The organism is Terriglobia bacterium (genome assembly GCA_020073085.1).
In the GTDB taxonomy this organism is placed as follows: Bacteria; Acidobacteriota; Terriglobia; order JAIQFV01; family JAIQFV01; genus JAIQFV01.
Genome location: JAIQFV010000005.1, coordinates 137,141 through 153,044, shown reverse-complemented (window position 1 = coordinate 153,044; position 15,904 = coordinate 137,141). Strand labels below are relative to the sequence as shown.

Here is a 15,904-nt window from a genome sequence, read left to right as displayed (position 1 = left end):
TCCAAATTCCAATAGCCCGTCCTAACTGTTCTTGGAGATGATGGAAGAAAGGATCAGAACAAGTTCTCTTGCTTCTCCCAGGAGCAATTCCCTTCCCTTTTCGCAATTTCCTGTGGATTCCACCTCAAGCAAACGGAGCCAGAGATGGCTTTCCTTGGCCTCCTTCCGGCATATTTTAATCCGCATCAAGAAATCCTTCTTACTCAGAGACTCATTCGCCTCAACGAAATTCGCAGCGACGGAACCCGAGCTTCGGATTAATTGCCGTACGTCCTCAAGATTGCACACCGTCCGAGGCAGAAGCTTCACGAAATCTCTGACGTTTTTAGCGAACAGAAATGTCCTTTCCTGAAGATCCTTGGGTTTATTGTTCTCCATTGGTGAGTCTCCCGCGATTCTTTGGGGGTTAGCTTCTGTTTGGATTTTGGAATTTGGGTTTTGTTTGGAATTTGGATTTTGGAATTTGGAATTTAAAAGCGGGGGATGGTTGAAATCTTTTTCTGAGAGTATCCAGAGCGGGCGATGGGACTCGAACCCACGACGTCCAGCTTGGGAAGCTGGCATTCTACCGCTGAATTACGCCCGCTCTCGATACTCTGTTTATTCAGAATTAGTTAGCAATTATGCGTCATTGACAAGCAACGAATGTACAACAGAATTGACCAAGAGAAGCACCCGTTTGGCATCGGCAATAACCAGTCTGTTGCACATCTTCATGCTCATCAATATACCGAATTTCTTGGTGTTTGCAAGTGCTCAATCTTTCCAAGCTCCACGAATCCGACCTAACGTCCACGTCTAATGCGCGGCTGCGTCCGCCTAGACTTCGTGGGCGTCGGCTTCAGGCGCTGGTTAGGCGCCTCGCCGGCCAAACGTCTTCCGAGGATTTGCTTCGCCGTGACGAGCGCGAACGCCGGGGCTGATTCAATCTTGAGCTTTTTACTGACGGTCTCGCGCTCGCCCTTCTGGGTGTGAGCCAACGCCGCCATGAGGCCGGCCAACCCAGCACCTGCAATAGCCGGAATACCTGTTGAGAGCCCATACAGCACGAACGCAAGCCCTAGACCCTCGACCGCCACCTTGTAGCGTCCTTCACCCAGCTTTTCCACCGTTCGGATCTCAGCTTCGACTTCTGCCACCTGAGCCCTCAAATCAGTCAGGACTGTTTCGATGTTTCGTGGTGCGCCATTGTCCTTGTCGAACGCCGCGGCCAACAGTGCCCTCAGCCTCGGCAACGCCGTCTTGGCCTCCCTTCGGAGCACCAAGCACTCAGCTGGAGTCAATTCATGAATCCAAGGCAGGTCGATAGATCGGAGGTCCTCCCATTGTTCGAGCCCGACCATGGACGGTCGCACACCGTCCGTTTCGGCAAAACAAAGCAACTCAGCACGTGCACTGGCTAAGACTGTTGCGTGGACGTCCTGTGCTGTGGACATTTCTAACAAGGCGGTCAAAGCTACGGACTTCAACCTCCGCGCGAGCAGGGGCATAACGAATTCGAGGAGACGTTGCCTACTAAGGCCGCCTGATTGGGCTGCGAATCGCGCCGCATCCTCCTTGGACAAAGGAAACGCCCATGTCAAAGGGTGCTGGGGGTCTGCGAACAGTGCGGGGCAGCGAACCGCTAGGATCTCCGGCGTCCAGAATTCAATCCTCAGGTCGGCCGTGGTTTCTGCGAGGATGCGCTCAGCGGCCACGCCCGCCTTCCCATCAACACGTTCAGCGCACTCTTTGCAGTAGTGCCTCACAGGGCGAGCAAAGCTAAGTAGGCCTTCGCGTATTAGTGGTAGGACGTATCGATATACCGCCAATAACGAGAACAAGTTGTCGTAGTCAACTTCGTCTTGGGCGAACGCGCCCGTTAGTGGATCGGGCACCACCAAGTGATCGACATACAGCGCCACAGTCTTGACGAAATCGTCAGCGGATCGCAGCCGACATTCGAGGTTTGAACACTTGAAGGCCGGTGAGAATGGATTCAGAGAACCAGCAGGCGATGTGACAAAGCCAGACGCGGCGGGGGACACGTAATTATAGCTGTCCAGTGTCCAGCCGGCTTGACGCAGGAGTTCCTTCTTTAGCCCAGACCGCTCCAAGTGGGATTTGAGGTCAGCTACCGACTCTGCGACCCAGAGCTTCTCACTGGCAGCGAGAACCGCTACAGGGGGTAAGTCCAGTTCCATCATGCCTCCAAACCCAGGGCACCTACCATAGGATTAATCGTACTAGGCCTAGGCTTACAAGAAGACCCCACAATCACGGCGGCCTAATCAACCCAGTTAAACTCGACACTCAAACAAGAAGGCCAGCTGGCCCATCAATTTAGAGTATAAGCTTGGGGCGAGATCTTTTCAATTTTCATTTCGAGGGGGAGGCTAAAAAATGTCCCACGTCCAGGCCTTTCATTTTGACATCTGTCTTTGCTTCGAGTCGCAGCTTCAAAATTCCTTCTCCTGAATAATTATGAATTGAAATCAGGAAAAGATTCGAAAAATGTCATCATTTCTCAGCAATGGGGAGCCGCGAGGCCACCGGGACTGCGGCTTCGAGTGATTTGAAATATTCTTCTCTTGACTCCTTCAAAAAATTCTTGGGGATAAGAATGTCGCCTGATTTTTCGGTCTCCATTTCTGAGAACCAACCTCCGCTGCCCAGAACGATATAGACAACATACGTCCTCCCCCTAACGCATTCGGGGCAATCTACTGACGCTGACCCAAACAACCGATTGCCCGGTTTCAATAGTGGGGCTACAAGAGGGCTACTAAAGAGGTTTTGTGGGCCTCCTTCTTCGTGCGGTTTTATCCAATCAAATATGGAGACTGGGATCGGCAATGGATCGTTTCGGTCGGGCAGATCCATGTTCCATAGCGCGACTGTCCATTTTATATTTTTGGCAGCCGCGCCACACGGATTTGTGATCACTAAAGCTGGCTCTTTCGGGTACACAAACCGCAATTTCACATCTATCTGGAGGGATTTAGGAAGCTGCCGCTCATCCTTTGGGGAGAAAGCAGTGACAGGCTCACTTGGTTTCTGGTGCTCATTTGATGACCGTTCCTCAGTATCCAAGATGGGGTGCGCTCTGGGGGGCCAGATCCATATTGCGAAACGAACCACCAATAGAAGCACAACACACGATACCGCTGATACTCTCCAAATTCTTAGCACGCTGGACTGCGGCGTCCATACCCAGGGCAATATCAATATAGCCCAAATGAAAAGTCCTGCGGTAATCAGCAATAGAATAACCGTGATAACCGGGGTGCTCTTTCCAGACTTGTCAATCAAATATAGAACAAATGCGACTGCAAGACCTATTATTGCAAGAAAAATCCCCAGTGTTTCTTTTGACATAGACAGCCATTATAAATCCACCTGTTCTTGGCCCACTACTTAAATCTGGCATTAGTCTCGCTCATCCTTCTCCTCATGTTTGGTGTCTATCTCCCACCGACTCCACAACATCTGCCCGAATCCTTTGAAGCCGTATTAGAAGTTCCTGCACTCCTGCCCATCCAGAGACCTCAGCAGCCTTAAGAACGTCTGCCCGCGCCTCTGCCTTGAGTACAATGCCCATTCCGAAGGGCTCAGCGTACCCAACAGAACCGCTTCTTCCCTTAACTCGTCCACAAGTTCTTGATCGCTTTTCTCTTTCCCCATCCCCAGCTCCTCGGGAAGCCCTTTACTCCAACAGAGCTGATGCTTTCCCTTGAAAGCTGATGCGTACGCCTTGAACCAGTCGGCAAAGTCAGAATCCCCCGTCTCGGCGAAGTCCCTCAGCAAGTCCCACGGGCTTCTGTGTTCTTCCTTTCCCTTCTTGATGTGTGACTTAGTCAATACACATTCTAACCCCCACTTGCTGGCGTAACCAGCCGCAAGCTCTCCATTGCGAAGATCCACACCATGCTCATTCGGCCTGGGGAATCCCGCACTTACACAAGCCGATTGCCAGAGGAGGAGAATCTGTTTTGAGAAGGTTTCTTCGATGGACTGCTGAGGGGAAGGTCCATGAAGAGCTTGATCGTGGCGGGGTGCCGGGATGTCGTCCCTCAATGAGCAGGGTTTTTCCCCGTCCACGACATTAGCCAGTAGACGCCAAATTGTTCGGCATCAGACTTTTTTGCAGGCAAAAGTCCGATGTTTTCCCCGCGGTTGTATGCCACCGACCAATCTTGCATGAATTTGAGATTCACAGGCTCTTTCGCGCCATTGATGAGCCATCTTGTGTTTGCTCGAAATAGCAAATAGTCTTGTTGCGGACGCGGCGAGAGACAACTACGTATGCCATGTTCCTCATTGTTGGCATCCTCATTACAAACCAAAACATACTCTCCGGCTACGTTTCCTACGGTTACGCGCTTTTCTGTGCCAGTTGTCTCGATCTTCTCTAACTGCACCACCTCTGGTTCGGGGGCACCTGAGACAGGTGTCCCCTCTGAGGTGACGAGGTGGGCGGCAGGTGGAGTCATTGGCTCGGACGGTTTGGGTGCGTCCGAGCATGAACAGAGGACCATCATTAAAAGTAACGTCACCGGCATTGTGCGCAGCACGATCATGCTACTCCTTAGCTCTCCCAAATGTTTCATCAACACGGGAATCGAATTCATCGGGAGACCGGCCCAGATATCTCCCGTATGATGATCGAGCATTAGCTGCAAGTCCATTCCGCGGGGGGGGGCGCTACCGGAATACTCATACTACGATGACAAGCCACTATCTGCGGTGGCTAGCTAAAGTAAATGTCAGTGCTTGACCCGTTTCCAACACTAAAGAAGCCAGACAGACCCCTCCGCACAAAATGCACGAAGTGTTCGGTTCGCCAGCATCGCGGACCTTTGGCCGAAGTGACCGAAAAGACTGAACAGACCGAATTGACCGGACAGACTGTCCTTTACTGACATCCCGTGCAGGCCGTGTAGGTGTAATCATTAAACAGCCATGCTCCCCCGATCCTTGACCACAGCCGCACACGCACTGTGCTGCCGTTATTCGGTATCCCGCTCAATTCCACCGACAGGTTCGTCCCTTGCCCCGCGCTGTAAATCTCCTGCCCGCCGGCCGACGTCCCCACAAACAAGTAGTACTCCACCGACAGCCCCGCGCTCCATGTGAAGGTCACCGCCCGCGAACTCAACGTTGACCCCGAGGCAGGCGTCACCATCGCGGCCTTCGTGGCTGTACATCCCGTGCACGCCGTGTAAGTGTAGTCGTTGAACAGCCACGCTCCTCCGATCTTCGACCACAACCGCACATACACGGCACCCCCGTTATTTGGCAGATCCATCACCTGTGAAGACAGGTTCGTTCCCTCCCCCGCACTGTAAATTTCCTGCCCTCCCGCTGTGGTTCCCACCTGCAGGTAGCACTCCGACGCCAGGCTCGTGCCCCACGTGAAGGTCACCATCGTGGAGCTTAAGGTCGATCCCGGCGCGGGGGTGGTCATCGCTGCCTGCGTCGGGGTACACCCACTGCACGCCAAGTAACTGTAGTCGCTGTACCACCACATCCCCCCCAACTCCGACCATAGTCGCACATACACGTTGTCCCCGCCGATGGGCAGCCCCGTCACCTGGGTCGACAGGTTAGTCCCTTGTCCCGCACTGTAAATCTGCTGCCCGCCCGGCACTGTCCCCACCTGCAGGTAGTACTGCGAGGCCAGACTGTTGCTCCACGTGAAGGTCACCGACGACGAGTTCAGAGTCGATCCTGTCGCTGGGCTCGTCATCACCGCCTTGGTCGCGGTGCAGCCGCTGCACGCCGTGTAAGTGTAATCGTTGTACAACCACACCCCTCCGATGTTGGTCCACAGCCGCGCGTACACCAGGCTCCCGTCGGTAGGCAGGGCTGGCACTTGCACCGAAAGATTCGTCCCCTGCCCTGCACTGTAGATCTCCTGCCCGCCCATGGTCGTCCCCACCTGCAGATAACACTCGCTCCCCAAACTCGCGTTCCACCAGAAGGTCGTCATGGAGGAGGACAAGGTCGCTTCCGGCGTGGGCGTCGTCATCTCCGCTTTGGTGGTGGTGCAGCCCGTGCAGGACACATAGGTGTAGTCATTGTAGGACCACAGCCCCCCAATCTTCGACCACAGCCGCACGTACACCGTGCTGCCGTCGGTCGGCAGCCCCATCACCGTGGCCGACAGGTTCAGGCCTTCGCTCACACTGTATCGCTCCTGTCCTCCCGGCGTGGTGCCCACCTGCAAGTAGTACTCGGAGACCCCTGACCCCGCGCTCCATGCGAAGGTCACCGTCGAGGAGGTGAGCGTCGATCCCGGCGGAGGAATTGTCATGGCGGCTATGCCGGATGACTTCGCAACCGTGCCGTAATCGAGATCGTAATCCGTACCAGCCAAACTCGAAACTAGCATCCGCAAACCAGTCCCATCGGGATTGATTCTCCAAATCTGGTTGTTATAGCGGAAATAGATGGTCTCCTGATCATAATCGTAGGCAATCCTACCCAAAATACCGGCTGGGGAGTTCGCCACATCAATCTGCCCTGATCCATCGCTATTTATCATCCCCAGTTTGGGCGCGGGTTGATTATAGAGAAATGCCACCTTACCAGAAAGTCCACCCTCAGCGGCGTACTGGCTAAAGTAGTTGACCAGCAAGGTCGGATTGTCTACTCCTCCCTCAGGAATACGAAAGACCTTTTGCTTGTAAGGGTCGCCAACAATCGTCTGGTCCAGATAAATATATCCATCACGGCCCCAGTAAAGGCAGAACTGATGCATGTTGCTTGTCGTGTTGATGGCTACTTTTCCTGAGCCATCCAAGTTCATCGTGTACAGGATGAAGTTTCTGTAATTGGAGCCGGCCATGCCATTATAGGTCATGACTATTCTTTGACCTGCGGGATCGAGGTCGTACTCCAGGACACCCACTGTATTTAGAATAGGACTCGGACTGGTTCCGGCAGCATCAGTCTTACGAAGTTGGCCCCCTTCTTGGAACACAACTACCCCGTTCGCAAGCCGGGGAATCGTCGCGCCACCTCCGCTTGTCAATTGTGTCTGCGAGGTGCCATCAGTGTTCATGATCCATACATTTCCACCTTTGATGTAAACGATCTTGCCGGTCTGCGGTTGGGGAATTAGATTAAAGATGACCTGGACGCTCTGGTCAGTGCTCATCCCGACCACACATTGTCCGGTACCTGAACATCCACCCCCGCTCCATCCACCAAAAGTCGAACCAAATTGAGGGGTCGGAGTTAGCCTGACTTGCGTTCCATTGGGGAACGAAGCTGAACAGGTCGATCCACAACTGACTCCTGATGGATTGCTGGTCACCGTGCCTATACCCAGCCCACTTTTGGTCACAGTCAACGTCGGGTTCGGCTGAACCAAGTCGAACGTCGCAGTCACGGTGCGCGCTTGTGACATCGTCACGACACATGACTCCGTGCCGCTGCAGCCTTCGCCGCTCCATCCTACAAAGTTGGAACCAGCCACTGGTTGTGCGGATAGGATCACCTGAGTACCTGAACCAAATTCACTGGAACATCCCGCACCACAATCAATCCCATGAGGATTGCTCGTCACTGCTCCAGTTCCCGTGCCTGCCTTAGCCACGGTAAGTATGTACGAAGAGGGGAGTGTCACATAAACGGGGTTTGATAGCGGCGGAAAAGGAACGCAGTATGAATGGGCAGCAGCGACTCGATACGAGTAAGTCGTCCCCGGGGTAAGACCCGTATCGAGGAAGTCTCCCCCGTCGGGACCGGAAAATACTATCGCTCCCTCAGTATCTCCAGGGAGGTATCTCTTTAATGCCGTATTAGTTCCTGGGGGTTGTCGAGCCACATCCCAATTCATCTTTGCTGACGTAGAACTGATAGCCGAGGCTGCAAGACCGCCTGGCGTGTGAAGATCAGAGCAAGGACCCACTTCTAGCGTGTATGTCCCCGCGCTGCAGTGTCCAGTTTCCTGGACCCCCTGGCCGCCAAGGACGATTCTGTAATTTGTACCGGCAATCGCTGAGATCGGATAGTAATTGACCCCTGGGCCTTGGGCACTCGACTGAGGCGACGCACAGCCGCATGCTCCAAGTGCGGCAGACACCCATGTATGGGCGGGCCATGACCAGTCATTGCCTTGGATCCAGACAATGTAGTCACCCGAAGCGGGAGCCGTAAAGCTGAAGAAAACATCGGGACCACAAGTGTCAATGCCACTTAGGCAACTTGGAGCTTTTGCCAGGTCATTGTTAAAACCTGCTGTTGTCCCCCCCATGACCACAGGAAAGGGTCCAGCAGGGATGATATATGGATTTTCATAGGTGTCCCCTAAAACTCCAGCGGGGACAGTGATTTGGAGACTGTGTGTCCATGTGTGTTGGACATCGTCGACAACCGCAGAGTATAAATGCTTCTGGTATCCAATTCCTGGCGCGGGATCCTGGTAGCTTATCCAAAGGGCCTTGCTCAGATCGAGATCACAGCCCATCCCTACCACAAAGTGACCGCAATCTAAGTTGCAGCTCTTTAGTGCCCACCTAATTACAAAGGGTCTCCCGGCATTGATCTCAGCAACACTGGCATCGGGTGAAAGTGCGCTACTTGATGCACTACTGTTGACACCCCAGTTCGACAAAATGGCCTGAACACTAGGCGTGCCAAATGTGTAAATCGGCTTGTTGCATGGATGATCCCAAACGAACTCCTCATTCCCACAACAATCGCTCCTATTCCATGCCCAGTTTGCGATCGAACATTGAGATTGGGGGTGACTGTAATAGTCGAGGACTGCCTTGCTCGATGCAGCCCAACACCATTCGCTATGTTCCTGAGTATTGCTCAAAACATTTAGAGTTAGAGTGGTTTGGCCAAAACAAGAATCAATAAGCACAAGTAAAAGGAAAATTCCTATGACGATGCCGATACGTGAAAACGCCCACGCTTCAGGTTTCATCTCTTTAGCCTCCACGAACACATTAATATTCACTGAGTCGCATCCTTCGGCCGGTTTATCTCTTCTCGCCCTCGCCCTTTTGAAGATTGGCTTTCACTACGGGCCGAATTTCATTGAGAATGTCCCATGAACTACGGATGTCGTGCACGTCGAAATCCCTACTCTTCAAATTCAATGCCTCTCGGGCCGAAGCCAGGGGAAGGAAACCAATAACAGCCGCCGTTCCGCTCAACTCCAGAAAATCCGAGCTCGCTTGGTACAATCGAATAAATCGATATTGATAACCCAGTGATCTAGGCCAAGCCTTCATGGCTCCGCTGAGTCTCATAGCAAGTCCGGTGGCTCCTATGGAAACAGCCGTCCACTTGCCCTTGACCCGACCAACTGTCAGTATGCATCTTGCTTCACTCCTTGACATGACGAGAAACTGCCACAACTCCAAAGGATAAGCGTTTGTTGACAGATCACTTGTTGCGGTATCTCCTACGAGCACAGCGGTGCCCACGGTGAATATTTGAAAGCCTTCCCCCAGAGCTGCATCGTCAATTTCATGCTGACCAGGAAATCCCAATAGATCTAAGTCGTGAAACACTCCACTCTTGATCAAATCCCTAATCCCTGATTCTGCAGCATTCACAACATCATTAGGCGGATCGTTCGCTGCCAACGTCAGGCTGCTCAAGATGATCGCGAAAAACATAACTGGGCCTAATGTCATTAGCCGGATTTTGTTCATTGACTCCTCCTTCTTTTTTTCACCCAAGTCGGCGATGGAGAGCTCATTGATGATTTATTTCACTACTCTTCCAATTGTTTACTTGAATAGCAAAACAGAGGGATTTCGATGAATAGAAGATTGACCTCCAGAAGGTTGTGTCTTACCTCAGTTGATACTGATCAAAGTGGGATGCCGGGTATAGTCTCTAATCGGTAAGTCAGGGACCGTTGGACCCGGAACGCGGCTAGAACTATTTGCCGAAAGAGAAAGTTACGATCTCCAGACCCAAGGGTTCTGCGTTGTCCGAAGATCCTTGTATGGCGAACAATGCCTGACAGTGGAACAACCATTCGCCCGAGCCTGGAATTCACTTTAAACTTTCAAACCTTTAATTTCCCGAAGCCTCCTAAAGCCCGCTAATGGCTGACAGCTGATCGTTCTCGACCGAGCAAACAACGAAACAGACTGACGAGACCAAACAGATAAGTTTCTACTGGCATCCCGTGCAGGCCGTGTAGGTGTAATCATTAAACAGCCATGCTCCCCCGATCCTTGACCACAGCCGCACATGCACCGCGCTGCCGTTATTCGGGAAACCGATCACTCCCACCGACAGGTTCGTCCCCTGCCCCGCGCTGTAGATCTCCTGCCCGCCGGCCGACGTCCCCACAAACAAGTAGTACCCCGCCGCCAAGCTCGCACTCCAGGTGAACGTCACCGCCCGCGAACTCAACGTCGATCCCGCGGCGGGCGTCACCATCACGGCCTTCGTCGCCGTACATCCTGTGCACGCCGTGTAGTTGTAGTCGTTGAACAGCCAGGCACCGCCGATCTTCGACCACAGCCGCACATATACCGAACCCCCGTTATTCGGCAGGCCCATTACCTGTGAAGACAGGTTCGTCCCCTCCCCGGCACTATAAATTTCCTGCCCTCCCGCTGTGGTTCCCACCTGCAGGTAGCACTCCGACGCCAGGCTCGTGCCCCACGTGAAGGTCACCATCGTGGAGCTTAAGGTCGATTCCGGCGCGGGGGTGGTCATCGCTGCCTGCGTCGGGGTACACCCACTGCACGCCAAGTAACTGTAGTCGCTGTACCACCACATCCCCCCCAACTCCGACCACAGTCGCGCATACACGTTGCCCCCGCCGATGGGCAGCCCCGTCACCTGGGTCGACAGGTTAGTCCCCTGCCCCGCACTGTAAATCTGCTGCCCTCCCGGCACTGTCCCCACCTGTAGGTAGGATTGCGAAGCGAGGCTCCCGCTCCACGTGAAGGTCACCGACGAGGCGGTCAGGGCCGACCCTGAGAGTGGACTCGTCATCACCGCCTTGGTGGCGGTGCAGCCGCTGCACGCCATGTAGGTATAATCGTTGTACAACCACACCCCGCCGATGTTGGTCCACAGCCGTGCGTACACCGGGCTCCCGTCGGTCGGCAGCGTGGGGACTTGCACCGAAAGATTCGTTCCCTGCCCGGCGCTGTAAAGCTCCTGCCCGCCCACGGTCGTGCCCACCTGCAGATAACACTCGCTCCCTAGACTCGCGCTCCACCAAAAGGTCGTCATTGAAGAACTCAGCGTCGACCCAAGCGCCGGCGTCGTCATCACCGCCTTGGTCGCCGTACAGCCGGTGCAGGAAATGTAGGTATAGTCGTTGTAGGACCACAGCCCCCCAATCTTCGACCACAGCCGCACGTACACCGTGCTGCCGTCGGTCGGCAGCGCCATCACCGTGGCCGACAGGTTGGTCCCTTCGCTCAAACTGTACAGCTCTTGCCCTCCCAGGGTCGTTCCCACCTGCAAGTAGTACTCGGTCGCGCCACTGCCCTCGCTCCATGTGAAGGTGAGGTTGGAGCTGGTGAATGTTGAGCCTGATTGAGGGTTAGTCATTACGGCAGGATTGTTTGTGCAGGCCTGCAAGACTCCAATCGAGTCAGGGGGAACATTCACTGGATTGGGCACGAAGCTAACAATTTTCGACGAGGGTTGCTCCCCACTGAAGCCAGTGCCCGCGTTTGGGCCTAGTTTAACCTGAGCCGTCCCAGTTCCCAGTATTGGCGGTGCCGGAATAAAAACCGTAGGACATAGCGTTATCGGAATGTCTATAAACTCGCCCAGCGTCGGGCTGTCCCCTGTTACGACGTAGGTGATAGGGACGCTGGCAAAGGCTGTGAGTGACGTATTGGTAAAGCTCGTGGTAGCGGGATCCATCAGGGTCGAAGTTAAAGAATCGGAGCCCGTCAGATTCCCTGGCCAAGACACCCTTACGCCCGGGGGGACATTGGCGATGGTAATGAGGAGTGTGCTTCCTGACGATGCCGCTTTCGTAAAGGGGGCGCTAGGCCTGTGCAGGATATCATTTTCTTCGGTAACTGTGGTTAAGGCCGATGGGAACCGCTCTGCCACCCGGATCGTCCCAGTGCCACACGATGTACCGCATGCCTGAATCGCCGTCGAAGTCACAGCCACCTGAACTTCATTCTGGACATTAGCCACGCTCGCGGTGGTGTTACTGTCGACTAGAAAAGCCCCGGGAGGAACCGCAGCGACGGTGCCAGTGACCAACATAGCTGGGACCAGATTGGACTCGCCCGCATTTACCCGAATTGCCGAAATGCGAATGACATCACCAACTGCAGCCACTCCGCTGATGCTGACCGTGATGATGTTGTTTGAGCCCGGCGTCCAAATGGCGGAGCCGATTGCAATCCCTGTCGTCGCAGGCTCACTCTCGACATGGGCCACACGAGCATTTGATGCCACTCCACTCGCGAAGGTGAATACGCCACTGTTAGAATTTACAATGCCAAAGACCGGCGAGTAAGTTACGGTAAATCCTGAGGAGGTTGGAAATGTTCCCGCCACATCGCAGGTCAGGATAACGTCGCCCACCACTTCCGTCTGTCCGTGCTGGCGAATCGGAGTATTCACGCTAGTGAGAACGAAGTGGGGATTCAGGCTTGGTGTCAAATACACGGCCGTCATCGTATAGTCGGCGTCCATTATTATATTGGTTTGGGCAAATGGGGTATCGTCCACCCCATTGCGCTGCCATAAGTGGAAGTGGTTTCCACCAACCGTCAAGGGCGCGGTCAAAGTCACGCTGGTGTTGTTATTGTATGTCCGTATGAACGGGGTTGAGCCGCTTCCCTGGTTGTTGTTGTCGTTAGGAGACACGGTGATCGAGACTCCACTGCTGGGATTGGAGGATGCTACGGTGAGCGTGTGCGTAATGGGCGCTGGAACATTCACCTTTAGGGCAATGTCGGCAGTATGGGTCAGGCCGCCGCTTGTGCCTTGCACCTGCAGGTTATAAGTTTCCGCGGAAGTGCCGGAAGCAACGCTGACTGTCAGTACGCTGTCAACAAAACCATTGGGCGGAGGAATCACCTGACTGGAATTAAAGTCGCACGTCACTCCTGCCGGCGGATTGAAACAACTTAGGTTTACTGTGCTATTGAATTTGACCTTGGAGGAGACTGTGACCGTACTAGCCCCACTCCCACCTTGGTTAACGTCAATTGACGACGGGTTCGCTGAAAGGGTGAAGTCTGCATTCGTTGGCATAGAACCTGTGTACTTAAGAATGGTTCCATTCCTTCCGACAACCCAGGCGCCCCCAGGGTTACAGGCCACATCCCAGAGGTTGTATACCTCAGAAATAGTGGTAACAGACCAGGCCTCCCCGCCGTTATTTGTACTAAGGATCGTGCCCCCGTCGCCGACTGCCCAACCATTGAATGCATCAATGAAGTTCACACTGCGAATAACATTCGTCGTACCTGCATCCTGTAAGTTCCAGGTCAAGCCGGAGTCCGAAGAGTGGGCAATCTTGAAATATGGGAGTGTCCCAAGTGCCCAGACATTGGCATCTGAAACACTCAGATCGAGGATATTCCCACCCCCAGAGGGACTGTATCTCGTTTCCCAGGTATCTCCCCCATTGGTTGTACGAATTAGTGCTCCGCCTATTTTTGTAGCCCACCCCGTATTTGTGCTTACGAATCTTACCTTCCATAGGGGGTCCATTGCTTTAAGTTGCCAGCTTGTGCCGCTACTTGTTGAAAACAGCAACCCACTGCTCGATGCGGCCCAAAGGTGATTCGCATCTACACCAGTGACCCACCACAAACGAGTATTGCCGTCGCCTCCGCCGTCATACTGCACTGACCAGGTCGCTCCGCCATTGCTAGTATGAATGATCACTCCTCCACCTGCAGTTCCTGCTGCCCAGCCATTGTTGGCATCTGCAAAATAAACTGAATAATAGTGGTAATTTGACGACGGACCGGTTTGCGATTGCCACGACGTACCTCCATTCGACGTATGAAGAATGGTTCCTGACCCTCCAACAGCCCATCCGTCGTTTGCGTTGACAAAGTAAACGCTCAAGATATTCTCGGTTCCACTGCGTTGAAGCACCCAAGATGTGGGAGTCGCGGTGAAGTTGGCTGTCTGATTACTGGCCAGGCTGTTAAATGGAAGGCTCGAGGGATTAAAATTGTACCCACTGAGTGACGGAGTGATCGTATAGTTGCCCCCGCCTCCAAGTCCACTGAAGCTATACTCTCCCGAGCCATTTGTAATGGCAGAGTTGCTCTGCGTCCCACTCAGATTAACCGTCACGCCGCCCAGCCCCGTGCCGGAAAGCGTAACCACTCCGGAAATGGTGTAAGTTACCGGCGCCCCTGTGGTGAAGTACCAGATCGGAGAAGGAGACTCAGCATTGCCATTGTTGGGGTCGCGGCTCGCGATCTTCCAGTAATAAGTTGTAGTTGGGTTCAATGTTGGAGTGAAAGGAGAACTCGTCGTTAAAGTGAGAAAAGGGGGCGGATTCGTCGTTCCCAAATATACTTGGTAGCCAGCGCTGCCGGTGACCGCGTTCCAATTTAATGTCGTCGCCACCGGGACTCCGGTCGCTCCGTTGGCCGGTGAAACCAGTGTTGGCGCCGGCATTGACGATGGCTGGTAATTGACTGTGATAGAGAGGGAAGTAGCATTCTGATTGCTGCTGTTGTCTTTTGCGATGACCGTGATGGGGTTTGATCCTTGATTCAGCGCGACCGCAAGACTCCAGTTGGCCGTTGCCGAGCCATTTGCGGTATCGTTGCTGGCGCGAAAACCATTCACGCTCACCGACGAAATGCCATTGTCCCCATGACCAGCGTCGGAGGCCGTACCATAAACAGTAAATGGGCTGACGGTCACCGTCTGTCCGTTGCTGGGACTAGTAATGCTCGCACTCGGACCATTGGCATCCAAATCGCATCCTACCAATGTTTGATTTGTTGCGGGGTCAAAGCATATAGTTCCCCCCTCGAAGTCACTCCTCCTTTTATTGCCCTGCCATGCGTACTCATCACTGACAGGGAGACCAAGACTTCCATCAGGACCGCTTAACGATTGCCACTTTGACCGAATTGCCCCATGAACTTCATACGTCTTGTCCAAATTGAGCCCAGATTTGTGGAGAACAAGCGCACCCCCCTGGAATCTCTGATAGTGATAGGATGTCCCATAATAGGAGGCTAGCTGGGAATCTGAAAAACAGGTAGCATCCTTGTCTGAGCAGTTACGATCGGCAATTGGGTAGCCAAGAATAAAGTTGCCATTAAAATTAATTCCGTTCATCTGAATAAACTTCGACCACATGCCGCCGTAAATCACTGCGACGAAATCGCTACTATCTGGAACCATGAGAGCATCGTGAACGCCCGCGTCCTTGCCATTGAAATCCTGAATCAAACCTTTCCCCCAGTTCGCGTTCCCAGGGTCGCAGGTTAAGCAATCCCAACGATGAACGTTGTTAATGGGCGGAAACAAAACGTTTTGAAAGAATTTATTGTTCTCCCTATTGGCGGCCTCTATGAAAATCCCGGGATCGGGAGCTCCCCTGCCAATGCCTGTCCACCCAATTTGTAGAGCGGTAAATTCACACAGCGCGTCTTCGTTGATGTGCATCATGCAGGGAACCCAACTTGCGTTGCATGCCTGGCAATTTCCGTTATTAACAGTCGGCCTTGGACCTGAGGATGCGCACGCACCACAGGAACCGCAGCAGCCATGGCCTGGCTGGCAGTATTCATCGCAGGCCCAAAAGATATGGCCGGTTTCATGTGTCAGGACGAGACCGATGTTATTCTCACTCCAGCCATCGTTTCTAAACAGCATTTGAACATAAGGGCCACCTTGGTAGGCGTATGCAAACCAATCACCTGTCGGGTCAGCGAACGTAGTCGGAGCACTACTAAAAAAACCGCTCGGA

Annotated in this window: 8 protein-coding genes and 1 tRNA gene; all 9 read right to left on the bottom strand. The window is 53.6% G+C overall.

The genetic code is table 11. The annotated features are described in order from the left end of the window. Positions 1-21: 21 nt before the first annotated feature. Positions 22-378 (bottom strand): four helix bundle protein, encoded by a 357-nt coding sequence (locus LAO21_07390; protein ID MBZ5552527.1) that lies wholly within the window; start codon positions 376-378, stop codon positions 22-24. A 136-nt stretch (positions 379-514) separates the two neighbouring features. Beyond that, positions 515-586: transfer RNA gene (locus tag LAO21_07385), tRNA-Gly, on the bottom strand. Between the two features lie 199 nt (positions 587-785). Then, positions 786-2,183, bottom strand: a complete 1,398-nt coding sequence (locus LAO21_07380; GenBank protein MBZ5552526.1) for a hypothetical protein — start codon at positions 2,181-2,183, stop codon at positions 786-788. A gap of 316 nt (positions 2,184-2,499) precedes the next feature. After that, positions 2,500-3,357, bottom strand: coding sequence for a hypothetical protein (locus LAO21_07375; protein MBZ5552525.1), 858 nt, complete (start codon positions 3,355-3,357; stop codon positions 2,500-2,502). A 135-nt stretch (positions 3,358-3,492) separates the two neighbouring features. After that, positions 3,493-3,903, bottom strand: coding sequence for a hypothetical protein (locus tag LAO21_07370; GenBank protein ID MBZ5552524.1), 411 nt, complete (start codon positions 3,901-3,903; stop codon positions 3,493-3,495). A gap of 149 nt (positions 3,904-4,052) precedes the next feature. Further along, positions 4,053-4,559, bottom strand: coding sequence for a hypothetical protein (locus tag LAO21_07365; GenBank protein ID MBZ5552523.1), 507 nt, complete (start codon positions 4,557-4,559; stop codon positions 4,053-4,055). 335 nt (positions 4,560-4,894) lie between these two features. Then, positions 4,895-8,920 (bottom strand): C39 family peptidase, encoded by a 4,026-nt coding sequence (locus tag LAO21_07360; GenBank protein ID MBZ5552522.1) that lies wholly within the window; start codon positions 8,918-8,920, stop codon positions 4,895-4,897. A gap of 55 nt (positions 8,921-8,975) precedes the next feature. Next, positions 8,976-9,656, bottom strand: coding sequence for a hypothetical protein (locus LAO21_07355; GenBank protein MBZ5552521.1), 681 nt, complete (start codon positions 9,654-9,656; stop codon positions 8,976-8,978). A 472-nt stretch (positions 9,657-10,128) separates the two neighbouring features. Then, positions 10,129-14,901 carry a hypothetical protein gene (locus tag LAO21_07350; protein MBZ5552520.1) on the bottom strand — a complete coding sequence of 1,591 codons (4,773 nt, stop codon included), beginning with the start codon at positions 14,899-14,901 and terminating at the stop codon, positions 10,129-10,131. Positions 14,902-15,904 lie beyond the last annotated feature (1,003 nt).